Source organism: Chryseobacterium sp. NG-CE01, assembly GCF_055695505.1.
Genome location: NZ_CM146369.1, coordinates 4,108,456 through 4,135,055 on the forward strand (window position 1 = coordinate 4,108,456; position 26,600 = coordinate 4,135,055).

The window sequence follows — 26,600 nt, forward strand, 5'->3', positions numbered from 1 at the left end:
GAAATAATGATGCAGCAAACTATAACTGAAAAATTTAAACAGATTCATCAAATTATTGAATCCTCAGAATCAAAATACGATTGCCTTTTGCATGGCAACTCAGCCATTTCGTACTATTATTCCGTACTTTATAAAACACTCGGAAAAGAAGAATATAAAGACAAAGCCATCGAAATCCTTTCTGATATTTTCGACAGGATGAATAACAATGAAGCTGTACTTGTAGGAAATGCTTATGGCAGCGGTCTCGCTAGCTTTACTTATCTTGTCAATGCACTCAATCCTGTTTTAGATCTGGAATTTGATATTGAAGAAGAATTTCAGGAGATTGATTTACATCTTTATCAAAGTGCAATGGATGATATTTTAAAGAATAAAATCGATTGTCTGCATGGAGCATTCGGGATTATTTATTATTTTATCTCCAGAGGAAGCAGCCGGCACTTAGACGATTTAATTTTGGCTATTTGCCAAAAAGCACAGTCCTCAAATGAGGGAATATGGTTTGAAAATTTTGTTGAAAGTAAAGAAAAAGATTCACAAGTTGCCAACCTGAGTCTCTCACATGGTTTAACAGGAATGTTATTGATTCTTTTTGAAAGTATAGAAGTTACCCAGCACAAAAAAATCGTTGAAGACACCATTAAAAAAGGTGTTGAATTCCTGCTGCACAATAGCACCTATACTCTTCCGAACGAAAGCTTGGGCGGTGCTTTTTATTCCGTAGTGAATTTTAAAGAAGATAAAAAAGAGATTTACCCCCGGCTAGCTTGGTGTTACGGAGACCTGGGACCTCTTATATTAATCTATAAAACTGCAGAATATTTTAAAGAAACTCGCTGGAAAGCCTTTGCAGATGAAGCAGGTAAAGCTACCACCAGAAAAAGAACGCCGGAAGATTCTATGATCACCGATCCTTACTTTTGCCACGGAACTTCGGGTGTAGTAATGATGTATAAAAAGCTACATCAATACAGCCCTCTCCCTGAATATAAGGAAGCGCAGCTTTTTTGGCTTGACAAAACCTTCGAATATCTAGACAACCCAGGTTTCAATGATCAATTCATAGAAAAAAAACACAGTATTATTGACGGGATCATTGGGATCAACCTTACTTTACTCTCCAGTGACCGTACCGAAGATGATGAATGGATGCAATTATTTTTTATATCCTAGATTATATTATACAGGCCATATTAAATCCAAAAAAAGTGACAAAAAAAATATAATTAAATCATTTTTATATGAAATATTATTATTAATTTTATTTCATTAATGCATTGATATCATTAAACTGATAACACTAACATAAATCTAAAAAAAGTGAAAAAATATTTTAATTAAATCATTATTATATGAAATATTTTAATTATTTTTATAAAGTCAAACAAAAACAATAATTAACATTTTAAAAGTTATTACTATGAAAAACAAAAAACTTTCATTGAACAAAAAGAGCATTACAAAACTTACAAACGAAGACATGCAGAACATCCAGGGAGGAAAAGAGATGTTTACAAGCATCTTTAACTGCAGTAAAACAGGATGGACTTGTGCCGATACTTGTACTGCAACTGCAACTACAAATCTTACAAACACTTGTCCTATTACAAGTAGTGGTCCGCAGGTACCGTCTCCTTCTCCAACTCCAACTCCGCCTACAATGGAACTTTAATTAATGAAATTGACTTAATTTCAAAAAAAGCTGCTACATTTCATGTAGCAGTTTTTTTATATATCTGAAATGAGCATACATTCTGTAATCATTTCCGACTTTGTAAAATACTTATGAAACTTTTCAGGATTTACTCATAATAGATCCTAAGATAAAAATAACCGTCACCGTAAGAAGCATAAAAATGGTATGATTTGATAATGATAATTTCTCGTAGATTTTACATATCGTTTTTAATTTGTAATTTTAAATGAAGAAATTCTCATATCATTTCATTAACACCGAAAATCTCAATACTATGGAAAATATAAAATTTGAAGTATCTCCGTATCAGGATGAGTTGCAGATGATAATAGAAGGGAAAAAATCCGGCTATATGTCTATCGAGGTTGATGGCAGACTGCTGATCGTTTATTACACTAAGCTTAATGAAGATTTTGAAGGCCAGGGCTATGCCAAAATGCTGCTGGACGAGCTGGTGCGGTACGCAGAAGAAAAAGATCTTCTTATAGACCCCGAATGTGATTTTGTACGGCGACAGTTTGAAAATCATCCTTCACGCTACAAAAACATCTGGCACGCATAGCTATTCGGTTTCCCACCATTTGTCAAAATGATGCTCGGCTATATTAAGATCTACGGGCTGCCCGATCATGGGCGTTAAAACTGAAAGATTTTTAGTTTCAGCAAGACTCGTGACTTTTTTCAGGGGTTCATTCCATGCGTGGAGCGCAAGGGCAAACTTTGACGAATGTACCGGAATGATATTTTTGGCCTGCACATCAATACTTGCCTGAATCACATCATCCGGCAATGCATGAATATATTTCCAGGCCTCATTGTACTGGCCGTTTTCGATAATAGCATAATCAAACGGACCGTATTTCTCCCCGATTTCTTTAAAATGAGTGTCATAGCCGCTGTCACCGCCGAGAAACAATCTTTTCGTAGGAGTGATCAAAACATAGGAAGTCCATAAGGTGACATTTCTTTTTACCTTCCTGCCTGAAAAATGTCTGGCTGGGGTAAATATAATTTTGATATTATTTTGCAGGTCAACTGCAGTTCCCCAATCCTCCTCAATAAGCTGTTCAGGTGTATATCCCCACCGCTCCAGATGTGCTCCGACTCCCAAAGGCAGAATAACCTTACCCACTCTGTTTCGGATCGACTTTACAGTCGGATAATCAAGGTGGTCATAATGATCGTGGGTGATGACAAGATAATCAATGGAAGGAATATCTTCAGGTTTAAAAATATCTGCTCCCGAAAATGCCTTATTAAAAAACTTAAACGGGGAACCGTATGAACTCAGCACCGGATCGATAAGAAATGAAACGCCGTCTGTCTGAATATAATATGATGAATGCCCGAGCCAGATAAAAACATCCTGGTCTTTAGGAAGATTTTTAAGGTTGGTATGTATCGATGGAATTCCGGCCACAGGTTTTAGATGGGGATTCTTTTTATTAAACAGAAAATTAGACATCACTTTCGGCATGGAATAACCTTCTGCCAGCGCCGGAGTTTTAGAAATATTCTGGAACTGCTTATTGCTATAATGTTTGGAACGCTGTATTTTGAGCAGTCGCTCTCCCCTTGCTTCCGAGCCGAAGACCTCCTGTCCGGTAATGATAAAATACAGTAAAACAAGTAAAACAGCCAGGCTGATGAAGATGTAGATCATTTTTCAGATAAATGTTAATGAGTGATAATATTCAATATGACGGTTGGTCAGGATAAAACCTTTAATTTTACATGAAAATATTACGCCTTTTTTCGCAACGTAATGACGAAAACTTTAATTTTGAACTAAAAAAGTGCAGAAAAATTATTTCCTACTGTTTTTTCTTCTGTTAATCACGGCCTGCGGATCGGTGCGGAAACATAACGAACGGCAGAAAATCTGTATTCCGCCGGAAAAACTGAAGCAAGATGTGGATTTTGCTTATTCAAAGATTAAAGAGATGCACCCTCATCTTTTCTGGTATATTTCAAAGCATGAGCTTGACCGTAAATTTGACAGTATCAAAAATACCATTGATAAGCCCATTACACCGCTTCAGTTTTATTTTAAGCTCCAGCCGGTGGTTTCCGACATTCGTGAAGGGCATCTTTCACTGAGAATTCCTTCCAAAAGGATTACAAAAAAAGAAATCAAATCCCTGGAGAATAAAAAAGGAATGTTCAGCCGCTTCGATTACTACATTCAGGATAACCGCCTTTTTATTATCGGAAATAAAGATTCTGTTGAAAATATTAAGCCCGGAACAGAGATTCTTTCCATTGATCATATACCTGTTTCTTATTATATTAAAAGATACAGGAAGCTCATCAGTACCGACGGATTCAACACCACTTTTAAACCGTATTTCCTCAAAGACCTCTTTTTCAGTTATTACGTGGCAGAAAAAGGCTTTCAAAATCAGGCCCGCATTGAAACCGTTTATAAAGGAAAAAAGAAAATCTATCAGCTGACCCGGGAATCCAAATCCGGGGAGGATCTTAAAAAAGAAAAAGAAAACAAGAAAAGAACCGACGAGAAAAAGATTAATGATTATGTAGCTTTAAGTGACTCATACAACAGAAACTTCAGGTTTCTGGATAAGGACAGCACCACTGCCTACATTCAGGTAAAAAGTTTTTCGGGGGTTTATTCAGCCCGGTTTTACAAAAACGCATTTGAAAAGATTAAAGATGCACATTCATCCTATCTTATTCTTGATATAAGAAATAATTACGGAGGCTCGCTGGAAGAGATTCATAAACTGTATTCCTATCTGTCTCCGGATCCGTATATTCTGATTAAGCCTTCTGAGGTAAATTCCGCAACAACACCTTTAAAGACCAATTACTTCCGCAAGAGCAATGTCTTGGAGTATACATTGAAAACCCTTACCTATCCTGCTTTTTTCTTTGCGCAGACTTTCAGCACTTACAAAAAAGACGGAAAGGTGTACTATAAAATAAAAGCGGATAAACGGTCAAAACCCGATAAGAATGCTTTCAGAGGTAAAATATTCGTATTGATTAACGGAGCGAGTTTTTCAGCGTCATCGATTCTTACCTCCAAGCTTAAAAATGATAAAAGAGCAACCCTTGTCGGTGAGGAGACAGGAGGCGCCAATGACGGGACGGTAGCCGGATTTTATTCGTACCAGACACTTCCCAATTCCAGGATTGATCTTCCCATCGGACTTGTTTTTGTACAGCCGGATATTACCCCTACAAATACCAAAAAAGGCGTGGTTCCCGATATCACGATTAAAGAAACAATGGACGATATAATCCATAAAAAAGACCCACAGCTCAATTGGATTCTCAATGAAATTAAAAAAGAAAAAACTGCGAAATAACATATTAAACCAGTGGTCAAAAACATATTAAAAGTAATTAAAATACTGGTCTTTACGGTTGCTGTCTGGTTTTTAGGACACACAGTATTTATCATTTCTGACGGACTTTCTGACAATGGTAAAAAAGCAGATCTTGCCGTTATACTGGGAAGCAAGGTCAATGAAGACGGCACTTTGTCCAAACGGCTCGAAATGCGGCTCAAAACCGGGGTACAATTATTTAAAGCCGGACGTGTAAAGCGAATTCTGGTAAGCGGCGGACTGGGAAAAGAAGGTTTTTATGAAGGCGATAAAATGAAAGAGTTTCTTATTAACCAGGGCATTCCCGATTCACTAATAGTTGTTGACAATCTCGGAAACAATACCAGAGCGAGTGTCGAAAATACTTTAGCACTAAGAAAACAGATTCCTTTCAACAGCCTTACTGTTGTTTCACAATATTTCCATGTCACCAGAACCAAAAAGCTGTTCCGGGATAAAGGCTTTGAAAATGTAAGGAGTGTAAGTCCTGAATATTTTGAATGGAGAGATGTATACTCTATTATAAGAGAATTTCCGGCATATTATACACAATAAAAGGTTTCGGCGGGCTTTCAGCCCGCCGAAACTATCGTTTAAGCTCATTTACAAGATTCTCAATCTGGATGATGTATTTTCCGTACAACCTCTTAAACCACCATTTTCCGATTACAAAAAGCAAAGGCATTACAATTACAATACTGCCGATAAGAATGCTTGCAATTTTCGTATCTGACAAAGGTACCGGCCGTGGAATAAATTCGAGAACAATAATAATCTCACATACCAGAAACGGAACAAAAGAAAGATAAAAAGAGAGATAATACTGCTTATTCAGCTGGAATTGGTGCAGCAAGTCTTTCAGGCTGTCGTAGGTTTTCATCATGGGACTGCTCATATTTTTATACAGTTTAAAAAACTGACTGTAAAAAAAGAAAGTTACAAAAACCATCGAAGCGATCAGTATGGTAATATAAAATTTAAATTTAAACGGACCGGGAGATAAAGCAATTACACCGAAAGCAAAAACAAAAATCCCTACCGTAGACCAGAATTCCATGCGCATATTGCGGCGGATCTTTTCCAGCGGAAGATTGATTTTATTCTTCTGTTCCATACTTATTTCCGGGGTTTCTTCAAAAGAATCGTCCTGATTCCAGGCATTTTTTAATTCATCTATATTCATGACAGTTGATTTAATGGTATGATGTATTGGAGTTTAAAATATCTTTAAGTTTATTTTTGGCGCGGTTCATTTTCACCCGTACATTTCCTTCCGAAATTCCCATCTGTTCTGCAATTTCTCTTCCGGAAAAATCTTCTAGGTAATAGAAAATAAAAGCTTTGTCAATAGGATTCAGCTGGTTGATGGCTTTGTACATTTCATTCAGCTTTTCTTCTTTATCATTACTAAATTCTTCATGGGCAATCTTGTATTCGGTGTAAGAGCCGTTACTGATGAAGCTTCTTTTTTTCTCATTTTTAAGAAAGATAATGGCTGTATTTAACGCAATACGGTAAAGCCAGGTAGAAAATTCACTCTGACCTTTGAAACCGGGATACGCCTTCCAGACCTGGTAGGTAATTTCCTGGAAAAGATCATCACGGTCGTCTTTATCGTCCATGTACATTTTAGAAATCTTGAAAATGATTCCTTTATGTTTTTCCATTTTATCTAAAAAATCCTGTTCTGTTGAGACCATAATTTCTAACGCTCTGTGAGGTTAGTAACAACCTTTTAAAAATGTTACAGCGAATGTCAGCTTTTTTTTAATAATAAATTAATTTTTACAACAATATACTCATCCAGCTGATCAATAAGTTCCCGATACATCTTCTGCCCTTCACTGCAAAAAACCTGAGCCGGCAGGCATTCAACGGATATTGCATGACAATGATTACATAAACTGAATGGTGTTTATGGCTTAATATTTGTGACTTCTGTGGTACACCAAAAAAATATCAATATGCCTTTTATTACAAAACAGGACGATCAAAACGTCGAACTTTACTATGAAGATTTAGGATCCGGACAACCCATTATTTTAATTCACGGATGGCCGTTAAGCGGAAAATCGTGGGAAATGCAGATTCCTGTCCTGCTGGATCTCGGCTACCGGGTTATTACCTATGACCGAAAAGGATTCGGGAAATCATCGCCAAGCCTTAACGGTTACGATTATGACGGACTTGCGCAGGATCTTCATGAAATCATCACGCAGCTTGATCTTAAAAATGTGATCCTTTTCGGGTTCTCAATGGGTGGTGGCGAAGTAGTGCGTTACCTCACCAATTACGGAACCGAAAACATCGATAAAGTTGCGTTAATTTCATCCATTATTCCTTTGGTAAAACAGAAAGATGACAATCCCGACGGTGTTCCTCAGGAAAAGCTTGATGAAATTATGAACGCTCTGAAAACAGACCGCATCACCTTCCTGGAATCCTTCCATAAAGATTTTTACAATGTAGGACTGCTTTCAAAAGCAGTCAGCCAGAAGCAGCTCGATTACGACTGGGCTATTGCATCATTCGCCAATCCCATCGCTACCATAAAATGTGCGGAAAGCTGGGCCAACACCGATTTCCGTCCCGAATTGAAAAACGTAACGGTAAAAACACTTATCGTACACGGAGATTCCGATAATATCGTTCCGATTGACACTGCCGGAAAACAGGCCGCCAATGGAATTCTTAACAACGATTTCATGATCATAGAAGGCGCACCGCACGGTCTCAACGTGACCCACGCCGAAGAACTCAACGTGATCATCAGCAGATTTCTTACCTCGCAATAACAATTCTCTTCAATATATGTTTTGATTTCATCAATCAAAAATCCGCAGCACCTTTGTTGCTGCGGATTTATTTTATGATGTAAATTACACGATCTTTAGCATGATCATCAGTGCAAATCCGAGAAATCTGTGGTTAAAAAAGATTCTTCACGCCACTCCGCTCTGTTCAGAATGAGAGAAAATCAACACATTCAACAACACAATAAAAATTCCCCTCCTTTGGAAATCGAGGAACGAGATTCGCCGATTCTATTTATAAATAATTATAAATAAAAAGCACAGAGGCACTGGTGGCGGAAATTCAAAGAATTTACGACGGGGTGGTTTAAACGCTCTTCACAATTATTCACCATACGATTAAAACAAGCATTCATTGCTTCAACAAATTTTCTTTTGTCATTATAATGAAGGAAAATCTCCTCATGATAACGCACAATCATCCGTGCAAATCCGCGAAATCTGTGGTTAAAAAAGATTCTTCACACCATCCGTTCTATTCAAAATGACAAAGCCCATCACTTAATATTAAAAAATATAATCCGTGCTCAGGAAATTAGAATCATGATCCCGTACGATCGTATTCAGAAGATTCTTATTCGATTCCGTTACTTTCGCGGCAACCAGAGAACGAATCGAGAATGAACGCAACGCATCAAAAACCGAAAGCGTACCTTCCGCGCTGTCTTTTCTTCCCGTAAAAGGAAAAACATCCGGGCCACGCTGAGCCTGACAGTTAATATTCACACGGCTTACAAGATTAACGAAAGGATCAATCAGTTTCGACACTTCCAATGGATCTTCACTGAAAATGCTCACCTGCATTCCGTGGTCTGCATTCACCTGGTACTCGATCGGTTCGTCGATACTCTCGAAAGGAACCACCGGAATCACCGGCCCGAACTGCTCCTCATGATAAAGCTTCATATCACTGTTTACGGGATAAACCACCGCCGGGAAGAAGAAAGAAGCCTCATTAAAACCGCCATTTTCATTAAGAACTTTAGCGCCTTTTGACTTCGCATCATCAATACATTCTTTCAGGTAAGGCGGCTTATTGACTTCAGGAAGCGGGGTTATTTTAACATCCTTCTCCCACGGAAGACCCGGTTTCATCGCCGCAACAGCAGCCGTCAGCTTTTGGGTAAATTCTTCCGCCACATCTTTCTGTACGAAAATTAACTTAAGCGCCGTACAACGCTGTCCGTTAAAAGAAAGCGATCCCAGGATACACTCATTCACCGCAACGTCAAGGTTGGCATTTTTGGTAACAATCGCTGCATTCTTCGCATCAAGACTTAAAATAGCACGTAAACGATTAACCTTCGGATGAAGCTTTTTCAGACCATTCGCCACCTTACTGGAACCTATGAAAGCCAGCACATTCACCTTTCCGCTTTCCATAATCGGGGTGATAATTTCAGAACCCTTTCCGTATAATGTATTGACCGTGCCTTTCGGGAAAGCTTCCTTAAAAGCATTCAGCAAAGGATAATGTGCCAGAACACCATGCTTGGGAAGTTTAAACAGAATCGTATTTCCCATAATCAGGGCGGGAATAAGCGTCGTAAATATTTCATTTAAAGGATAATTGAAAGGTCCCATGCTGAGAACAACTCCCAAAGGCGCTCTTCTGATCTGTGCGATGGTACCCTCTGCCTGCTGGAAACGGGACGACTCGCGGTCAAGATCCTTTAACGCATCAATAGTCTGGTTGATATAATCTACCGTCCTGTCAAACTCTTTGGTAGAATCCGCCAGTGTTTTTCCGATTTCCCACATCAGCAGCCTGATGATCACGTCCCGCTGCTGAATCATCAGGTACACGAACTTCTGCATACATTTGATTCTTCCTTCCACCGACATCGTCGGCCACTCTCCCAGTCCGTTATCATAAGCTTTTACGCAGGCCTCCAGCACTTCCATTGCTTCCTTCGGGCCGATATTGGGAACACTTCCCAGAAGCTTCCGCTGCGGACCGTTTTCTGTGGGAATACATACCGGTGAATAGATTTCCTGTACGTCTCCGCTCCAGGCTACCAGCTCACCATTGAGAAGATATTCACGCTGGTGGATTTCGGGAACTTTATACTCTTCGGGAATTTCGCTGTAGGGTTTGAATATTTCGTGAAATAAAGGGGTGCTTGATGATTCCATAGATCTTTTTATTGTATTACTGTTTAATGTTATTTATTTGAATAGAATAAAGGTAGACCTAAAAATTGATTTTAAAAAGAGTGAATTAATAGATTTGCTCTATTTGAAATAAAATTAACATACCATTGCTGATGCTTTTACTTTGCACATTCAAAATCACAAGTCCCGATTGTCATCCTGTAAAGAATCCACTGTCATTCTGACGAAGGAAGAATCTCATCCGCCAGGATAAACACACAATCATCCGTGCAAATCTGAGAAATCTGTGGTTAAAAAGATACTTCACACCGCTTCGCTCTGTTCAGCATGACAAAACAATATACCACCAACACAATAAAAATTCCCCTCCCATGGAGGGGTGTCGAAAATTTGAAAAAATTTTTGACGGGGTGGTTTAAAAACGTCCATCACTACAATCCATCAAAACACCAAACAAGTATTCATTGTTAAAAAAAAACACCATCCCTGTTTGTCATCCTATAAGGAACCTACTGTCATTCTGACGAAGGAAGAATCTCATCCGCCAAAATAACACACAATCATCCGTGTAAATCTGAGAAATCTGTGGTTAAAAAGATTCATCACGCCGCTGCGCTCTGTTCAGAATGACAACAACACTTCAAAACAACCATTTATTGTTTCAACAATATTCCCTACTTCTCATCCTGTAAAGAACCTACTGTCATTCTGACGAAGGAAGAATCTCATCCGCCAGAATAAACACACAATCATCCGTGTAAATCTGAGAAATCTGCGGTTAAAAAGACTCTTCACGCCGCTCCGCTCTATTCAGAATGACAACAACACTTTAAAACAATCATTTATTGTTTCAACAATATTTCCTACTTCTCATCCTGCAAAGAATCCACTGTCATTCTGACGAAGGAAGAATCTCATCCGCCAGAATAAACACACAATCATCCGTGCAAATCTGAGAAATCTGCGGTTAAAAAAGATTCTTCACGCCGCTCCGCTCTGTTCAGAATGACAACAACACTTTAAAACAATCATTTATTGTTTCAACAATATTTCCTACTTCTCATCCTGCAAAGAATCCACTGTCATTCTGACGAAGGAAGAATCTCACCCGCCAGGATAAACACACAATCATCCGTGCAAATCTGAGAAATCTGTGGTTAAAAAGATACTTCACGCCGCTCCGCTCTGTTCAGCATGACAAAACAATATACCACCAACATAAAAATTCCCCTCCTTTGGAGGGGTGTCGAAAATTTGAAAAAATTTTTGACGGGGTGGTTAAAAACGTCCATCACTACAATCCATCAAAACACCAAACAAGTATCATTGTTAAAAAAAAACACCATCCCTGTTTGTCATCCTGTAAGGAACCTACTGTCATTCTGACGAAGGAAGAATCTCATCCGCCAGAATAAACACATAATCATCCGTGTAAATCTGAGAAATCTGCGGTTAAAAAGATTCTTCACGCCGCTCCGCTCTATTCAGAATGACAGAGCTAATATATCTACCAACATAAAAATTCCCCTCCCTTGGAGGAGTGGCAAAAATTTGAAAAAATTTTTAACGGGATGATTAAAAACGTCCATCACTATAATCCATCAAAACACAAGACAAACATTCATTGTTTTTAAACTATCATCTCTATTGTCATCCTGTAAAGGATCTAAACAATGCAACACACGCACAACAAATTATTGTCCAGATGCTTCCAGCATGACAAACTAAACGGAAATAAAGTAAGATTCTTCACGGCGCTGCGCTCTGTTCAGAATGACAGAGCTAATATATCTACCAACATAAAAATTCCCCTCCTTTGGAGGGGTGGCAAAAATTTGAAAAAATTTTGACGGGGTGGTTTCGAAACGTCCATCACTACAATCCACCAAAACACAAGACAAACATTCATTGTTTTTAAACTATCATCTCTATTGTCATCCTGTAAAGGATCTAAACAATGCAACACACGCACAACAAATTATTGTCCAGATGCTTCCAGCATGACAAACTAAACGGAAATAAAGTAAGATTCTTCACGGCGCTCCGCTATGTCCAGAATGACAACAACACTTCAAAACAATCATTCATTGTTTTCAAGATCACCGTTTTACCTTCATCGTCACTACGATGGCACCGTATTTCGCTTTCCTTCCATAAGCGGCAATCGCAGCCTCTCCCCTCAACACCCGTACACTTTCAATATGCTGTGAATCAATTTTTCTGAATCTCTTCTCACTCATTACCTTTCCATCAACCACATAAAGAGGAGCATTGGTTCTGATGCTTACCGCTTGCAGTCCTCCTACCACCATACTCCTGTGTTTAACAGAATCCTTTACGACCACCGACTCTACATTTCCTTTCGTTGTGTCTTCCGGTCTACTGTCTTTCTTAGGCTCGCATTGCTGGGCTTTAACAGCGGTAAACCCTCCGGCGGTCAGGATAAAGCCTACCGCAAACTTTGCCAACAGCGTGTTGATATAGGAAAACTGCAGGTCGCGGTTCAGCTGTGACGTTGTAAAACGGCCGCAGACATTTTCAGTATTTTGCGAAAGGGTTTCCATAATTTCCTCATCGGGAAGGGCGGTAAAATCCTGTACGGTTTTTACGCATACGGAGCAGAATCTTCCCTGTTCAGCCGGGGACATCTCCTCCCAGTTCTCATGACATGGGGTCGGTATCGTTAGTTTCATAGCATACTTTTCTTATAAAGATGCAGTGCCCGCTGAAAAGGTTGGAAATGATAACATTTATTTCCCATAATCTTTCCGTACCATCATAAAAAAACCCAGCGCAGTGCTGAGTTGATGAAGCTATTCGCTTTTAGGCCGGTCGTCGTCTTTGTCTTTTCCGGATGAAGAATTTTTGGCCGCTTTTACCAGTTCGTTCACATCGTTGTAGAAAAGCTCCCATCCGGACACTTCCTTCATGGCCGTCAGGAGATTGAAATACGATTTCAGGTGTTTCTCAAGAACCTTTCGGATAGCCGATGCGCTGGACATCTGCCGGAGGTCTGCATTGGCCTCCGCCTGATTGGCAAAGATCAGTTCAAAAGCTTCATGTTTCGCTTTCATCTCGTTAAATGCTGCATCCAGGGAAAGTGCGGTAATTTTCTGTTTATTTTCAGGAAGCTCCAGTTCCTCGATCAGCTTTTTCATCTGGGCAGTCTGGGACGAATAGCTCAGCCGGTCAAGATCCAGCCCGAACTGCTTAAATACCTGGTACAGATCTTCGGCCAGCTTATAATTGACCGCCGTGGAAAGCTTTCGGTAACCGTTCAGAAATGCCTTGAGGCTGGTGTAAGCAACGTCGCGCTGCTGATCGGCACTGGCAACATCTGTTCCTTTTCCGCTGTAGATCTGCTTGGTATAGACCTCATCATAGGCTGCATAAGAAGTCTGTATCGATGATACGAGAGGATGGTTGGAAATTACAGGATATTTTCCTGATTGCGCATTCGAAATAATTCGCTGGGCAAGAGTAGCCAGATTTTTGGTACTCAGCCTCACTAATGAGATTTTCATACTTAAAATGTGTTTTTATTGTTAATTATTTATGAATTGAGACTGACAAATATAAAAAATTCTGCATTTAATCAAAAACATTTTGCGCAAAACAAAATGCAGTTGCATGAAGTTTCCCACAACTTGCAGGAGACTTCATGCAATTGCAGGAGGTTACAAACAACCTTGTTTTAAACAAAATGCAAACGCAGGAGGTTTCCCGCAACTTGCAGGAGACTTCATGCAGTTGAAGGAGGTTTGTTTCAGGGTTGTTTTTAAATTACGTAGAAATACGGAATGGAATGTAGTGGCGGTTTTATATTTTTAGCGCGTATTTTCTTGGTTTAAATTCATAAATATCAGATTACGGAAAACCGTAACTATTTAGTTTGTAATCTTTATATATTTGAAAATTATAATCTTTTTCAATTAAACACATAATAATAAATTATGCCATTTTATAATATTGATGATTTAAAGGAAATTAGTGAAAGTAAGCTATTTTCAGAAACACAGAGGACTATAAACGAATCTCAAAAAAACTTAACCTTTGATATTTTTCTTTCCCATTGTTTTTTAGACAGGGAAGTAGTTAAGGGGTTATTCTTAGATTTAAGTTCTCAGGGATACAAAGTTTATGTGGATTGGATAATTGATCCACATCTAGATAGGTCTAACGTTACCAAAGAATCCGCGGAGTTAATACGAAGCAGGATGAAAAGCTCAAGGAGTTTAATTTTAGCAATCTCAGCAAATGCAACAACTAGTAAATGGATGCTTTGGGAATTAGGCTTTGTAGATGGTAACACAAATAAATGTGCAATATTACCAGTTTATGAATCGAGATCTAATATCCCAAATACCTACATTGGTTATGAATATTTAAAATTATATCCATACGTAAAAAAGGTGAATAATACTTTTGGGCTTCCTAAAATTTGGGTTGCCGAAAGCCCTTTTAAATATGTAGTTTTTGATGATTATCTTAATAATAACCTAAAACCTTATAATAGAGATATTGCAATCTAAAAAAAATAATTAAAATATAGCAAACCTTAAAAATGAATTTCTATATTTTTAACAATCAAATAATTATAAACTATTAAACAGTAAACATGAAAAAAACTATTTTTATAGCTTTTGCTATTGAAGACGAGCGTCAACGGGATTTCCTGAAAGGTCAATCCTTACTTACAAAATCCCCATTTGAGTATATCGATATGTCAGTAAAAGAAGCATATCTTGAAGATTGGAAAATAAAAGTTCGCACAAGAATACGCCGATCCGATGGAGTAATAGTTCTTGTTAGCAAGAATTCCCTAAACTCCACTGGTCAAGAATGGGAAATTAAATGCGCAAAGGAGGAAGGAAAAAAAATACTTGCAATTTGGGCATATTCTAATGATGCTACAACTCTAAGTAGTGTATCTACTAAAATATGGTCATGGGAAAATATTAAGAATTTTATAAATGAGCTTTAGTTATGAAAATAGCACTAATTGTTGGAGTAAATCATTATCCATATGGAGGAAATTTATATGGATGCGTAAATGATGCATATAATGTTAAGAATATCTTGGATAGAAACTATGATGGATCAATTAATTTTGATTGCAAATTAATTACATCTTCAAATGATGCAGAAGCTTTAGAAAGAGGTGAGCTAAAAGATGCTGTAACAAAACTATTTTCTACAAAGGCAGAGGTTGCCTTATTCTACTTTGCTGGACATGGACATATAGAAGCAACAGGAGGATATTTGTTAGGAAGTGATGCAAAAAGAGGAGATGATGGCCTTCCACTCAATGAAATTTTAGTTTTAGCTAATTCGTCTCCTGCAACAAATAAAATTATTATATTGGATAGCTGTCATTCAGGAATTGCAGGAAATCCACCAACAATTCAAGATAGTGCTTTAATTGCTGAAGGTATAACTATTTTAACAGCTTCAACTTCAGATCAGTATGCGTCTGAAAAAGATGGAAGCGGAATTTTTACAACATTATTAGTCGATGCATTAAGTGGAAGTGCTTCCAATATCCTCGGAGATGTAACACCAGGTAGTGTCTATGCACATATCGACCAATCTTTAGGTGCTTGGGAACAAAGACCAATTTTTAAAACTAATGTAAGAAATTTTGTTTCGCTTAGAAAAGCAGCGCCTTCAATTGCTCTAGAGGATCTTAGAAAAATAAAGGATTATTTTCCTAAAGCAGGTTATGAATTCCCATTAGATCCAACTTTTGAACCCGAAATGAAAGGACGTGACAAAGGAATGCCTGATCCTATTGAGGATAATACTGAGATATTTAGCATCTTACAAAAATATAATAGGTTAAATCTGTTAAAACCTGTTGATGCACCTCATATGTGGAATGCTGCTATGGAGAGTAAGAGTTGTAAACTTACAGCATTAGGTGAACATTATCGTAAACTAGCTGAAAATAACAGAATTTAGACTAAGTTATATGAAACCACGAATTTTTGTAAGTTCAACATATTATGACCTTAAGCATGTTAGAGAAAGGCTAGAGCAATTTATTGATAATTATGGATTTGAATCCGTACTTTTTGAAAGTGACAAAGTTACCTATGAATTTGATAAACCTATTGATTCTTCGGCCTACAACGAGGTAACATTATGTCATATAATGATTCTTATTGTTGGTGGAAGATATGGTTCAACAGCTACTAATGGTAATATTAGTGAAGATATAAAAAAATATGAACAAGAATATATATCTATAACAAGAAGAGAATTTGAGACCGCGATTGAAAAAAACATACCTCTATTTATTTTTGTTGAAAAAAATGTTTTTTCAGAATACAAGACGTTTAAAGAGAATCAAGACTTTTTAGAAAATATTCATCAATTTGAAAATAAGAATAACCAAGATAAGGCTAAGTTTAAGTTTGCGCATGTAGATTCCCTCAATGTATTCAAATTTTTAGACACTTTAGTTACAAAACCGATTAAAACATTCGATAAAATTGAACAAATTGAAAATTATTTGCAGAGCCAGTTTGCAGGATTGTTTTACTTATATCTAGATGGGTTGCAAAAACAAAAAGAAGTTGTAAAAGTTCTTAATAGTGTAGAAGAACTAAATAACATTACACTAAGGATGAATACAATGTTGAATAGTGTGGGCGAAAAAATTCTTGGAAAAGACAATCATGAATATGAGGAGGTTATTTCTGAACAGTTTAGTATAATAACTGATTTTTTCTGTGACAGGATTTCAGATATTATAGAACCAAACATTAGCCCACAGATAGAAAATAATTATGATTTAGAAGATGAAAATCTTTCAGCAATTACAGATTTTATATATTATCATGTTCTTAATAATGAAATTCAAATTCCTCAAACAAAAACAAGAAATGAGCGCGCTAATTTTATTAGAAGTTATAACCTAAAAACAATAGAATTACTCAATGCTAAATTAGAAGAATTGCATTTACCTTTTAAAGTTGACTTTATTTCGTTATCATCTTTAAACTCGATGTTTAAAAATAAAGTTAAACCATATATTATAAATGCTAAAGATGAAGAAAATTTTAAAGAACGTTTGTCAGAAGAAGTGGATTATCTATTCAGTATATAAATTTGAATTATAGCAAGTTGTAAATATTAAATTTTGGTTACTAGAAAGATACTAATACAAACAACAAAAACCTGCCGTACAGCAGGTTTTCTTATTTTTAAACTTTGTCAAAGATCGGAACTTTGACAAAGTGGGATTATCATAGGAAAGTAGCTCAGTCAGTTCGAGTTTCCGACGCAATCGGATGTATCGGGAACGTATCACCAACTTCCCGATACGCTTTTGCAAAGCTACCCGAAGTGACGACTTTACCTGCAAAGAGATAACGGCTTCCGTCAGTTCGAGTGTCCGATGCAATCGGATGTATCGGGAACGTATCACCAACTTCCCGATACGCTTTTGCAAAGCTACTCGAAGTGACGACTTTACCTGCAAAGAGATAACGGCTTCCGTCAGTTCGAGTGTCCGATGCAATCGGATATATCGGGAACGTATCACCAACTTCTCGATACACTTTTGCAAGGCTACCCGAAGTGACGACTTTACCTGCAAAGAGATAACGGCTTCCGTCAGTTCGAGTGTCCGATGCAATCGGATGTATTGAGAACTTCACCAACTTCTCGATACGCTTTTGCAAAGCTACCCGAAGTGACGACTTTACCTGCAAAGAGATAACGGCTTCGTCAGTTCGATTTCTATGACATCTGCAAATTATTTTCATACACAGAATTATTTTTTATCAAAGCATAAACTCTGTGTATGATTTTATTTCTAATTGCATTTAAAACAGACATCTTATTCTTCCCTTCTAAAACTTTTCTTTGAAAATATAAAGCGAGATCATTCTTTAATCTTATGGAACTCAGAGCAGCTAAGTGTAAGATCTTTTTTAGTTCTTTATCAGCCATTGTAGAGACCCTGGGTTTATAATAAATTGACGAACCGGAGCGATGATCAAATGGAACAACACCAGAATAGCAAGCCATCTTCCTTGCCGATTGAATTTCTGTAAAACCATTGGTCTTAACAATGAGCATAGTAGCCAACACTTTCCCAACACCTGGAACGGTCTGGATTCTTATATATTGATCCTTCAGTTCTGTATTTGACTCAATGATCTCTACCATCTTTTTTTCAATTGTTTTAATCTGTTTATCTAAAAGTAAAATCAATTGCTTGTTAAGCTTTATAATTTCTTTATCTGCATGATTTTTAAGAAAGCTTAAATCTTTCATCTGTCTCAATAAACCTGCTCTTATTTTCACTCTGTGTCTGCGTTCCGTATTAAGTAAGCTTATTTTTTGAATATCCAAGGATTTAGGAACCCAAGGTTGTAGATCCATGTAATTTTTTTCCAAAAACGCACAGATTCTTTGACTGTCTAATTTATCGTTTTTACCTCTTAAAAGACCGATGCTTTTCTTTAAATGAAGTGGGTTTATAACAAAAACCGGTATGTTCGTACTACTTAAAACTTCGTAAAGTTCAAAATTGTATCTTCCGGTATTTTCCATGCCTACAACGGTATTTGCATCATTGGAGAAGCTTTTAAAAAACTTTTTAATCGCTTTTGAACAATTTTCAATTTGATAATGTTGTGTTTTAGAGCAACTGTTAACAAAAACATCCAGAGTTAGCTTACTAATGTCAATTCCAATAAAAACTTTTTCCATAAATTTGTTTTGATTAATAAAGAGAAACTTATCATCATCTCAACTCCTTAATAATGGGCTCCAATCCCTAATTTCTATCTGAGTTTTTGATAAGAAAGTGTTTAAGTCTCAATCGAACTATGAGTTTTTCTCTGAGTAGATATTAGTTTACTTAAACACTTTTCTCTTGTTAATAAATGTATTAATTTCTTTTTACAAATCTAAAGGAGTGTCCGATGCAATCGGATGTATCGAGAACCACTGATTGAAGACTTTTAGCTTTAACTTCTCGATACGCTTTTGCAAAGCTACCCGAAGTGACGGAATGATTGAAAATATTTTCAAATTAGCCCATTTTCAAATTGTCAAACTAAAAAAGATTCTCATCCACAAAATTAGGGAGCGTTACTTTGAGTTTCGGTTCTGCTTCCATGGCTCTTTTGATCGCGAAAACAGCCCCTTCATTTCTGGCCCAGCTTCTGCGGGAAATCCCGTTGTTAACATCCCAGAACAGCATGGATTTTAATCTTCGGTCGGCATCCTCGCTTCCGTCGAGCAGCATCCCGAAACCTCCGTTGATCACTTCACCCCATCCTACGCCGCCTCCATTGTGAATGGAAACCCACGTAGCTCCGCGGAAACTGTCGCCGATCACATTGTGGATCGCCATATCTGCGGTAAACCTTGAACCGTCATAAATATTGGAAGTCTCACGGTACGGCGAATCCGTTCCCGAAACATCGTGGTGGTCTCTTCCCAACACTACCGGTCCGATCTCCCCGTTTCTGATAGCTTTATTAAATGCTTCGGCGATTTTCATTCTTCCTTCGGCATCGGCATACAAAATTCTCGCCTGCGAACCTACGACAAGATTATTTTCCTGCGCGCCTTTGATCCACTGGATATTGTCTTTCATCTGCTGCTGGATTTCTTCCGGAGAATTCTGCTGGATTTCCTCTAACACCGCACAGGCAATGTCATCCGTTTTCTGCAGATCTTCCGGTTTTCCGCTCGTACATACCCAACGGAACGGCCCGAAACCATAATCGAAACACATCGGTCCCATAATATCCTGAACATAAGAAGGGAATTTAAATTCTCTTCCCAGCGTAGGATTATCCGCCATTACATCGGCTCCGGCCCTGGAAGCTTCGAGTAAGAAGGCATTTCCATAGTCGAAGAAGTAGGTTCCTTTGGCGGTATGTTTATTGATGGCTTCTGCGTGTCTTCTCAGCGTTTCCTGAACTTTTTCCTTGAATAATTCGGGATCTTCGGCCATCATCTTATTGGATTCTTCAAAGCTCTGCCCCGCAGGATAATAGCCTCCCGCCCACGGATTGTGAAGCGATGTCTGGTCTGAACCGATATCAATTCTTATATTTTCCTGATCAAATTTTTCCCAGACCTCAACAATATTTCCCAGGTAAGCCAGGGAAACGGTCTCCTGGGTTTCCTGCGCTTTTCTTACTCTTGTTACGAGTTCGTCAAGGTTTTCATGGATTTCGTTGACCCATTTCTGATCGTGGCGGATTTTGGTAATTTTCGGATTTACTTCCGCGCACACTGTAACACAGCCCGCGATATTTCCCGCTTTCGGCTGTGCCCCGCTCATTCCGCCCAATCCGGAGGTCACGAAGAGTCCGCCTTTCGGTTCTTTATTGATTTTTCTGAAAGCATTGAGAACGGTAATCGTTGTTCCGTGAACAATTCCCTGCGGTCCGATGTACATATAACTTCCGGCCGTCATCTGTCCGTACTGTGTAACCCCTAATGCATTGAACTTTTCCCAGTCGTCCGGTTTGGAGTAATTGGGGATCATCATTCCGTTGGTTACCACGACTCTCGGCGCATCTTTGTGCGAAGGGAATAATCCCATCGGATGCCCGGAATACATGACGAGGGTTTGCTCATCCGTCATTTCGGACAGGTATTTCATCGTTAAAAGATACTGTGCCCAGTTTGAGAAAACGGCTCCGTTTCCTCCATAGGTAATCAGCTCATGCGGATGCTGCGCCACGGCATAATCCAGGTTGTTCTGGATCATCAGCATGATTGCTTTTGCCTGCTCCGATTTCCCGGGATATTCTGAAATGGGTCTTGCCTTCATCTCATAATCCGGACGGAAACGGTACATATAAATTCTTCCGTATTTTTCGAGCTCCTCTCTGAATTCAGGCAGAAGTTCCGCATGAAACTGAGGTTCAAAATACCGCAAAGCATTCTTCAGGGCGAGTTTCTTCTCCTCTTCCCCCAAAATCTCTTTACGTTTCGGAGCATGGTTGATATTGGTTTCGTAAGGTTTCGGCTGTGGCAGTTGGCTCGGGATGCCCTGCTGTATCTGTTCCTGGAAAGTCATATTGCAGTTTAAAGTTCTATGTTTAATGTTTACAGTTGGTTGAATTCAAGGTTTTAAAGATATTCAAAATAAAAAATACGAAGCAAATTACAGATAAAGGAATTAAGAATCTATTCTCTGCATTGACAGAAAGCAAAATAAAATTAATCGTAAACATACTGAAATGTATTATAGAATAATTAAAATCAGTATTCTTTCGAATTAAAAAAATAATAAAGTAGCTCAGGAAATATACTGGATATGTAATAAGAAAAAAGGAAAAATTGTATATCGTATTTCCAAAAACAGCGTCTGCTTTATTAAAAGTTACTGCTCTATTGACTCCAAAATATCCAATTCCAAATTTTGTTGTAGGAAAATTAAAAATGATTACTATTATTATAATCGGAAGAATAAACCATAGAAACAGGTACTTTGTAAAGAGTTTTGTCATACATAAAATGTTGATGTAAATATATTGTTTAAATATGAACAGCAAAAGCGTCTAATCTCAGAGTTTTTTGTAGATGGAATCTTATGAGTGATTAATTCCCCTCCAAAGGAGGGGTGGCGAAAATTCAAAGAATTTTCGACGGTGGTTTTATATGGTGAGGTTTATTGGTTGGGCGTTATTTTTTAACCACCCCATCTTCTCTCATTGGTCGAATCCGCCAATGCCTCTTTCATTTTTATTTATAAATCGGAATCGGCGAATCTCGTTCCTCGATTTCCAAGGGAGGAGATTACTGTCCGTTAAAAATAATTCTACATAGGGAATTTTTTTGAGGGCATGAAGAGTGTTTTTCAAAAATAAAAAAACCTCACTGAACATTCAATGAGGTTTCTGTTATTTGATTAAGGTTTAATTATTATTCTTTACCAGAATCCAGCCGGTGAAGGTTCTGCCGTCAGGAAGGGTAATGACATACCAATAGCTGGAAGTTGGAATTGCGCGTCCCCTGATGGTTCCGTCCCATAAAAACTGTGTGTTGGAACTCTGCTCAAAAACCTGATACTGGTACCGGTCGTAAATTTTAACGGTTGACATTCTGTTACCGAATACCTGGAGGTTCTTCACGATCCATTGATCATTCAGCCCGTCTCCGTTTGGTGTAATGGCATTTTTAATATCCAGAACAACACCCTGTTGTTTTACGATACAGTCGCTGTTTACGTATTTTACATAGAATGTAGTGATCCCCGTCGGTAAATTGTAAAAAGTATTGCTTGACTGCCATGTTATTCCGTCTATAGAATAAAGGATGGTCTGCAGACCTGTAGCATGAACCACGGCTGTATTTCCGTTGAATTCAAGCTGCTCAATCACCGGAACATCATAATGTTTGATTTCGAAAGTATCGGTATAGGTACATCCGTTTTGGGCGGTGACTGTCAGCGTATAAGTCCCTACCACTGTAACTCCGGTAATGGTGTCTGTAGTTGAAATAACCTGTCCTGAAGGATTGGTCCAAACATAGCTGATGATCGTATATCCTTCAATGTTTACCGTATAATCTAATGAACCTTCCGGACAGAAATAAAGGGTCGGAATATCAAATATCGGTGTGGATTTCAGTGAAAGATTGATCTGAGCTACATTCGGGCATGAACCGGGAACATTTACTTTTACATATACGGTATTGAGACCCGGACCCTGAGTATAGTTAAAGCCGGACGGTGTTGCAATGGCATTCGTACCGGCGTTAAGATCAGCCAGGGAGGGATAATAGGTAAATGTAACATTTGCTCCTGTATAAATCTGGTTTTGGAACTGTGTAAGATCAACGGTTTCCGTTCCGTTATTTCCCGTGTCACAGGCCGCGATCTGGAAAGGGCCGGGGTTTTGTAAAACCACTTTATTTCCAAAGGTAAAGTTAACGGCTGCAATATCGTCACATCCCGGGATGTTCTGAACTTTCACCCATATCTGCGCAGGAAAAGGATTGGCTGAAAAATTACCCGGATTGGTGATGGCATTGGTTCCGTTCGTGGCATCCTGCTGCGTAAGATAGAAAGAGAATGAATTGGCAGGATTCGGGATATCTACCATGAGGTTGGTAAAATTCAACAGATTTACTTCGTAGCTTCCGTCTAAATTTTCATCGCAGACGGTAATGGTTGAGTTAATAGCTTTCGGCGGAAAATATGTTTTGAGCTGGATTGGCGCTACGGAATAACACCCGGTAGTCTGTGACTGAAATCTCGCCCATACCTGAACGGAGGAAACTGTTGTCGTTACGGACGGCCCGATCTGATTGGCCGGACTTCCTGCATTGGCCTGAGCTGCTGTATTGTAGTAAGTGATCGTCATTGCCGACAATGGGTAGGTATTCTGCGAAGCAACAAACAGCTGGGGAACCGCATTACTGAGCTGGAAGGTTTCATTCAGGTTAAATTCTTCGTCACAGGTCTCTAAAACGGCAGGATTCAAAACTACCGCCGGTAAAAATGTGATCTGAATATTGAGTTTTGAAACCGAAAAGCATTCGCTGTTATTAAATTTTACTTTTACATAAACTGTTGCGCTTCCTGCAGAAACAGGAAATTGTGCCGGGTTTGCGACCTGATTGGAAAATACATGGGTGGCAGGATTATAATTCAGATAATAGGTAAAAGTTACATTAGATCCTGAATAAATCTGAGGCTGCGCCTGTGTAAGATTATAATTTTCGCTGCCGTCATTATTATTGTCGCAAATAGTATTAAGGGTAATATTCACTTCAGGAGTTACTGCGGGAGTTGAGGTAAGACTCAGATTTACCGGATATATCTGCTGACAGTTGTATGATGTTATTTTTACGAAAACCTGCTGGTTTCCGTTTACCGTAATGTTGGTTATGGGATTGGTTCCCGCAATGGCATTGGCAGAAGTCTGATAAAAAAGCGTTGTCGCATTCTGGTTTCCGATAATCGCCGGAGAAAATTCAGCAAGCTGTACATTTTCAGTATTATCATTATTAAAATCACATATTGTGAAAGAAGACTGAACGATCACAGGATGTACAAGATTTACCGCTAATGGCCGCACTGTATAGCAGTCATCAGAATTTTCAAAACGGACAAAATATATCTGTGTGACGAGGTTTCCGTTTGCCGTAATCGTCTGTATGGGACTGATAGGATTTACTCCTGCATTAGCATTGGCAGCTGTCGCATAAAATTCCGTTACGGGAACTGAGGATGGAGAGACCAGCATTCCGGCTGAAAGGGTAGCAAGATTTACGGTAATATCTTCCGTACCGTTGAAACAGATGTATTCTTTTTTATCATTTGCGACAATTTTAGTGAATGTTACATTCATATTGACGGTAGCCACGGCAAAACATCCGTTCGGGATTTCTACTCTTACATAAATGGTATAGACCCCACTTTTAATGGTGTTTAAAACCGTTCCGGTTCCGTTGAGTGCTTCATTCAGGGTATTGTAAGCTTCAAATACCGCTCCGGTCTGGGTGGTAATAAGCGGACCGATAACGGCTGAATAATTGAAGGGTTCCTGGTTATCGGCATTAATATCACAAACCGTGTAAGTGAAATTCACAGGTGAGTTAATATTAACGCCTGGTGTTAACTGAAAAGTTACGGGACCTAAAATATAGGTACAGCTGCCTTCCTGAAGCCTGACCCAAAGATTCGTTGATGCCGTGATGTTTACAGTTGTAAGGGCATTGGTATTGTTCTGAGCATCAGACTGTGTAGAATGGTAGGAAATTCCGGTGGTTCCTGGTGCAAAAAGTTCTGCATTTAAGGACGTAACATTGTAACCGGATTCTGCCCCATCATTATTGGTATCACAGATTTCAACTGTATTTTTAAGTAAACTTTTAGAAACAAGATTGAGGTTAAGCACCGCAATTCTGAAGCATGAAGGCGCATTCGGGTTCTGAATTCTGACATATAAAACCGTATTGGCGGTAAGCGTATAATTATTTGGCAGAGGATTGACATTATTTTGCGCATCCTGCTGGCTGGTGTGAAAGCTGAACTGAAAACCCGCAGGGTTCTGCGTGGTTACATTTCCCTGAAAGCTGCTTAATGTTAGGTTTACAGATGTATTTCCGCAAAAATTCTGGGTATAATTTTTTGCTACGGGATAGGTAGGATCGAATGTTATCGGAAAGGCATCTGTGAGTGTAAGGTTGCTGTTTCCACAGATATTGAATTTTACATTGGCAGTATAAGTATCGTTCTGGGTAGGACAAACGGTTGTCTGGATTCCTGTTCCTACAGTTTGTCCGGCAGCATTTGTCCAGGTAACCTGAGGCTCGATCACATTTCCCAGCGGACTGAACTTCCATCCTTCCTGGAGGGCCTGCCAAACGCCTGTGTTGCGGTTTGCAGGAGATACTCCCTGTGTTCCGTCGCTGTTGAGTACGCCGATTAAAGCATTTTCAAATTTTCTGGTGGGACATGGGGTAAGCTTTTTTTCAACAAATATTTCGATGATATTGGTTGTTTCATGCAAAACGATCTGTGAGGAAGATCTCTCGGTACAGCCGGATACACGCCCTTCATAAAAATTGATAACAAATTTTCTGTAAGGTGCGGTTCCAATCGTCGAATAGTAGATTTCGGAAGCATCTCCCGCAGAAAAAACGATATCGTGATAGACTCCGAAAATTGAATTTTTCGGGAGATTGGGACTTGGATTTGTCCACTGAACATTGGGATAATTGATATTCCCCAGCTGAGCCAGGTCGAAGGTGACCATTCCGTTTGAACCTACAACAAGTGACTGAAAGTACTGATTGTAGAAGCAGAATTTGAATGGCATATCCAGTTTAGCGGCAAAAAGGTCGTCATAGTTGGCGTTAAGCGGAGTTCCCTGATTAATGGGAATCGGCGGACTGTATGTTTCCTGACTGACCTGGTAGCTAGCCGTCTGTCTGAGTACAGGATATTCTACGTGTAAAGCAATACAGCCGTTTGCATCGAGATCGTTGTTACAGGTAACATTGAAACTTTCGTTTCCTGCGGCATCTTTTACCTTCACATCAACAGGAGCCTGGGAAAATGTGAATATACTTATGGAAACTAGTAAAATTTGTAAATATTTCAGCATAATTTTATTATAATTAATCACTAACCAATGATAAATTTAATAATTAAAACTATAACATTTCCATCCGCAATCATTATTTATGTTAAATTAATATGCATAACATTTTATATTAATTTTTTTCCACCCAATTAGATTTTTAATTAAAAAATTTAAGTTTTTATCAATTCAGGCAATAAAAAAACCTTACCGGTTAAGGCAAGGTTAACGTATCAAGTCGTCATTTTGTTCTTCGTGATCGTCTTCGTTATCACTGTATCCCCAATAGCTGTTTTCTTCATCTTCCCCGATGTCATCGGTTCCGGCTTTGTCGTCAGCTCCTGGAATGTCAAGTCCTTTATCTAGGGTGTCATCATCTGTACTCTCGTTAAAGATCGGTTTTCCGTCTCCGTCTAAAGAAATATGTTCTTCCTGATTGAAAATGTCTTCGGCAGGCTGATAATCTCTCTGCTCCAGTCTTCTTTCCTGTTCCTGTTCGCTGTTTTCGGGTATCATAATATTTATATTTAGTGTAAATTGATAC

General features: G+C 38.6%; 21 protein-coding genes. 11 read left to right on the top strand and 10 right to left on the bottom strand.

The window, feature by feature from the left end; translation table 11 throughout:
• Positions 1-6: 6 nt before the first annotated feature.
• From ACYT6F_RS18775 to ACYT6F_RS18785, 3 genes are all read left to right on the top strand, one after another.
• Positions 7-1,176 carry a lanthionine synthetase LanC family protein gene (locus ACYT6F_RS18775; protein ID WP_472599132.1) on the top strand — a complete coding sequence of 390 codons (1,170 nt, stop codon included), beginning with the start codon at positions 7-9 and terminating at the stop codon, positions 1,174-1,176.
• Between the two features lie 268 nt (positions 1,177-1,444).
• A complete protein-coding gene (locus tag ACYT6F_RS18780; RefSeq protein ID WP_472599133.1) occupies positions 1,445-1,675 on the top strand; it encodes a hypothetical protein in 231 nt (76 codons plus the stop codon).
• 298 nt (positions 1,676-1,973) lie between these two features.
• On the top strand, positions 1,974-2,261 hold the full coding sequence (locus ACYT6F_RS18785) for a GNAT family N-acetyltransferase (protein ID WP_472599134.1): 288 nt from the start codon (positions 1,974-1,976) through the stop codon (positions 2,259-2,261).
• Here the strand turns inward: ACYT6F_RS18785 and ACYT6F_RS18790 are convergent, their stop codons facing one another.
• A complete protein-coding gene (locus ACYT6F_RS18790) occupies positions 2,262-3,362 on the bottom strand; it encodes an MBL fold metallo-hydrolase (RefSeq protein ID WP_472599135.1) in 1,101 nt (366 codons plus the stop codon).
• Between the two features lie 133 nt (positions 3,363-3,495).
• Here ACYT6F_RS18790 and ACYT6F_RS18795 point away from each other — a divergent pair, with 133 nt between their 5' ends.
• Entirely contained in the window at positions 3,496-5,031 is a 1,536-nt protein-coding gene (locus ACYT6F_RS18795) for a S41 family peptidase (protein WP_472599136.1), read from the top strand.
• Positions 5,032-5,043: 12 nt separating this feature from the next.
• Entirely contained in the window at positions 5,044-5,607 is a 564-nt protein-coding gene (locus ACYT6F_RS18800) for a YdcF family protein (protein WP_472599137.1), read from the top strand.
• 31 nt (positions 5,608-5,638) lie between these two features.
• On the opposite strand, the gene ACYT6F_RS18805 is transcribed toward ACYT6F_RS18800, so the two are convergent.
• Both ACYT6F_RS18805 and ACYT6F_RS18810 read right to left on the bottom strand, forming a co-directional pair.
• Positions 5,639-6,235, bottom strand: coding sequence for a hypothetical protein (locus tag ACYT6F_RS18805; protein ID WP_472599138.1), 597 nt, complete (start codon positions 6,233-6,235; stop codon positions 5,639-5,641).
• A gap of 10 nt (positions 6,236-6,245) precedes the next feature.
• The gene (locus tag ACYT6F_RS18810) at positions 6,246-6,752 is read right to left on the bottom strand and encodes an RNA polymerase sigma factor (RefSeq protein WP_472599139.1); all 507 of its coding nucleotides are present in this window, start codon (positions 6,750-6,752) and stop codon (positions 6,246-6,248) included.
• A gap of 264 nt (positions 6,753-7,016) precedes the next feature.
• Here ACYT6F_RS18810 and ACYT6F_RS18815 point away from each other — a divergent pair, with 264 nt between their 5' ends.
• A complete protein-coding gene (locus tag ACYT6F_RS18815) occupies positions 7,017-7,847 on the top strand; it encodes an alpha/beta fold hydrolase (protein WP_472599140.1) in 831 nt (276 codons plus the stop codon).
• Positions 7,848-8,372: 525 nt separating this feature from the next.
• On the opposite strand, the gene ACYT6F_RS18820 is transcribed toward ACYT6F_RS18815, so the two are convergent.
• The 3 genes from ACYT6F_RS18820 to ACYT6F_RS18830 form a co-directional block, all read right to left on the bottom strand.
• The gene (locus ACYT6F_RS18820) at positions 8,373-10,001 is read right to left on the bottom strand and encodes an NADP-dependent glyceraldehyde-3-phosphate dehydrogenase (protein WP_472599141.1); all 1,629 of its coding nucleotides are present in this window, start codon (positions 9,999-10,001) and stop codon (positions 8,373-8,375) included.
• A 2,078-nt stretch (positions 10,002-12,079) separates the two neighbouring features.
• Complete coding sequence (locus tag ACYT6F_RS18825) at positions 12,080-12,673, bottom strand: TonB-dependent receptor plug domain-containing protein (RefSeq protein WP_472599142.1); 594 nt, start codon at positions 12,671-12,673, stop codon at positions 12,080-12,082.
• 120 nt (positions 12,674-12,793) lie between these two features.
• Positions 12,794-13,504 (bottom strand): DUF6261 family protein, encoded by a 711-nt coding sequence (locus ACYT6F_RS18830; RefSeq protein ID WP_472599143.1) that lies wholly within the window; start codon positions 13,502-13,504, stop codon positions 12,794-12,796.
• A 106-nt stretch (positions 13,505-13,610) separates the two neighbouring features.
• Here ACYT6F_RS18830 and ACYT6F_RS18835 point away from each other — a divergent pair, with 106 nt between their 5' ends.
• From ACYT6F_RS18835 to ACYT6F_RS18855, 5 genes are all read left to right on the top strand, one after another.
• Positions 13,611-13,811 carry a hypothetical protein gene (locus ACYT6F_RS18835; protein WP_472599144.1) on the top strand — a complete coding sequence of 67 codons (201 nt, stop codon included), beginning with the start codon at positions 13,611-13,613 and terminating at the stop codon, positions 13,809-13,811.
• 122 nt (positions 13,812-13,933) lie between these two features.
• The gene (locus ACYT6F_RS18840) at positions 13,934-14,512 is read left to right on the top strand and encodes a toll/interleukin-1 receptor domain-containing protein (RefSeq protein WP_472599145.1); all 579 of its coding nucleotides are present in this window, start codon (positions 13,934-13,936) and stop codon (positions 14,510-14,512) included.
• A gap of 86 nt (positions 14,513-14,598) precedes the next feature.
• Positions 14,599-14,964, top strand: a complete 366-nt coding sequence (locus tag ACYT6F_RS18845; RefSeq protein WP_472599146.1) for a TIR domain-containing protein — start codon at positions 14,599-14,601, stop codon at positions 14,962-14,964.
• 2 nt (positions 14,965-14,966) lie between these two features.
• Positions 14,967-15,941: a caspase family protein gene (locus tag ACYT6F_RS18850; protein WP_472599147.1), complete on the top strand. Its 975-nt coding sequence runs from the start codon at positions 14,967-14,969 to the stop codon at positions 15,939-15,941.
• A gap of 10 nt (positions 15,942-15,951) precedes the next feature.
• Positions 15,952-17,091, top strand: coding sequence for a DUF4062 domain-containing protein (locus ACYT6F_RS18855; RefSeq protein WP_472599148.1), 1,140 nt, complete (start codon positions 15,952-15,954; stop codon positions 17,089-17,091).
• A gap of 635 nt (positions 17,092-17,726) precedes the next feature.
• Here the strand turns inward: ACYT6F_RS18855 and ACYT6F_RS18860 are convergent.
• The 4 genes from ACYT6F_RS18860 to ACYT6F_RS18875 all read right to left on the bottom strand — a co-directional run bounded on the left by ACYT6F_RS18860 (position 17,727) and on the right by ACYT6F_RS18875 (position 26,572).
• Positions 17,727-18,704 carry an IS110 family RNA-guided transposase gene (locus tag ACYT6F_RS18860; RefSeq protein ID WP_472597785.1) on the bottom strand — a complete coding sequence of 326 codons (978 nt, stop codon included), beginning with the start codon at positions 18,702-18,704 and terminating at the stop codon, positions 17,727-17,729.
• Between the two features lie 349 nt (positions 18,705-19,053).
• Positions 19,054-21,039, bottom strand: coding sequence for a urocanate hydratase (locus tag ACYT6F_RS18865; protein ID WP_472599149.1), 1,986 nt, complete (start codon positions 21,037-21,039; stop codon positions 19,054-19,056).
• An 841-nt stretch (positions 21,040-21,880) separates the two neighbouring features.
• On the bottom strand, positions 21,881-26,080 hold the full coding sequence (locus ACYT6F_RS18870; RefSeq protein ID WP_472599150.1) for a T9SS type B sorting domain-containing protein: 4,200 nt from the start codon (positions 26,078-26,080) through the stop codon (positions 21,881-21,883).
• A gap of 201 nt (positions 26,081-26,281) precedes the next feature.
• Complete coding sequence (locus tag ACYT6F_RS18875) at positions 26,282-26,572, bottom strand: hypothetical protein (RefSeq protein ID WP_472599151.1); 291 nt, start codon at positions 26,570-26,572, stop codon at positions 26,282-26,284.
• Positions 26,573-26,600 lie beyond the last annotated feature (28 nt).

Excerpts from the sequence above, each read along its gene's own strand:
- ACYT6F_RS18775 (WP_472599132.1), top strand. The coding sequence starts at position 7 with ATGATGCAGCAAACTATAACTGAAAAATTTAAACAGATTCATCAAATT.
- ACYT6F_RS18785 (WP_472599134.1), top strand. The coding sequence starts at position 1,974 with ATGGAAAATATAAAATTTGAAGTATCTCCGTATCAGGATGAGTTGCAG.
- ACYT6F_RS18790 (WP_472599135.1), bottom strand. The coding sequence starts at position 3,362 with ATGATCTACATCTTCATCAGCCTGGCTGTTTTACTTGTTTTACTGTAT.
- ACYT6F_RS18805 (WP_472599138.1), bottom strand. The coding sequence starts at position 6,235 with ATGAATATAGATGAATTAAAAAATGCCTGGAATCAGGACGATTCTTTT.
- ACYT6F_RS18810 (WP_472599139.1), bottom strand. The coding sequence starts at position 6,752 with ATGGTCTCAACAGAACAGGATTTTTTAGATAAAATGGAAAAACATAAA.
- ACYT6F_RS18815 (WP_472599140.1), top strand. The coding sequence starts at position 7,017 with ATGCCTTTTATTACAAAACAGGACGATCAAAACGTCGAACTTTACTAT.
- ACYT6F_RS18820 (WP_472599141.1), bottom strand. The coding sequence starts at position 10,001 with ATGGAATCATCAAGCACCCCTTTATTTCACGAAATATTCAAACCCTAC.
- ACYT6F_RS18825 (WP_472599142.1), bottom strand. The coding sequence starts at position 12,673 with ATGAAACTAACGATACCGACCCCATGTCATGAGAACTGGGAGGAGATG.
- ACYT6F_RS18830 (WP_472599143.1), bottom strand. The coding sequence starts at position 13,504 with ATGAAAATCTCATTAGTGAGGCTGAGTACCAAAAATCTGGCTACTCTT.
- ACYT6F_RS18835 (WP_472599144.1), top strand. The coding sequence starts at position 13,611 with ATGAAGTTTCCCACAACTTGCAGGAGACTTCATGCAATTGCAGGAGGT.
- ACYT6F_RS18840 (WP_472599145.1), top strand. The coding sequence starts at position 13,934 with ATGCCATTTTATAATATTGATGATTTAAAGGAAATTAGTGAAAGTAAG.
- ACYT6F_RS18845 (WP_472599146.1), top strand. The coding sequence starts at position 14,599 with ATGAAAAAAACTATTTTTATAGCTTTTGCTATTGAAGACGAGCGTCAA.
- ACYT6F_RS18850 (WP_472599147.1), top strand. The coding sequence starts at position 14,967 with ATGAAAATAGCACTAATTGTTGGAGTAAATCATTATCCATATGGAGGA.
- ACYT6F_RS18855 (WP_472599148.1), top strand. The coding sequence starts at position 15,952 with ATGAAACCACGAATTTTTGTAAGTTCAACATATTATGACCTTAAGCAT.
- ACYT6F_RS18860 (WP_472597785.1), bottom strand. The coding sequence starts at position 18,704 with ATGGAAAAAGTTTTTATTGGAATTGACATTAGTAAGCTAACTCTGGAT.
- ACYT6F_RS18865 (WP_472599149.1), bottom strand. The coding sequence starts at position 21,039 with ATGACTTTCCAGGAACAGATACAGCAGGGCATCCCGAGCCAACTGCCA.
- ACYT6F_RS18870 (WP_472599150.1), bottom strand. The coding sequence starts at position 26,080 with ATGCTGAAATATTTACAAATTTTACTAGTTTCCATAAGTATATTCACA.
- ACYT6F_RS18875 (WP_472599151.1), bottom strand. The coding sequence starts at position 26,572 with ATGATACCCGAAAACAGCGAACAGGAACAGGAAAGAAGACTGGAGCAG.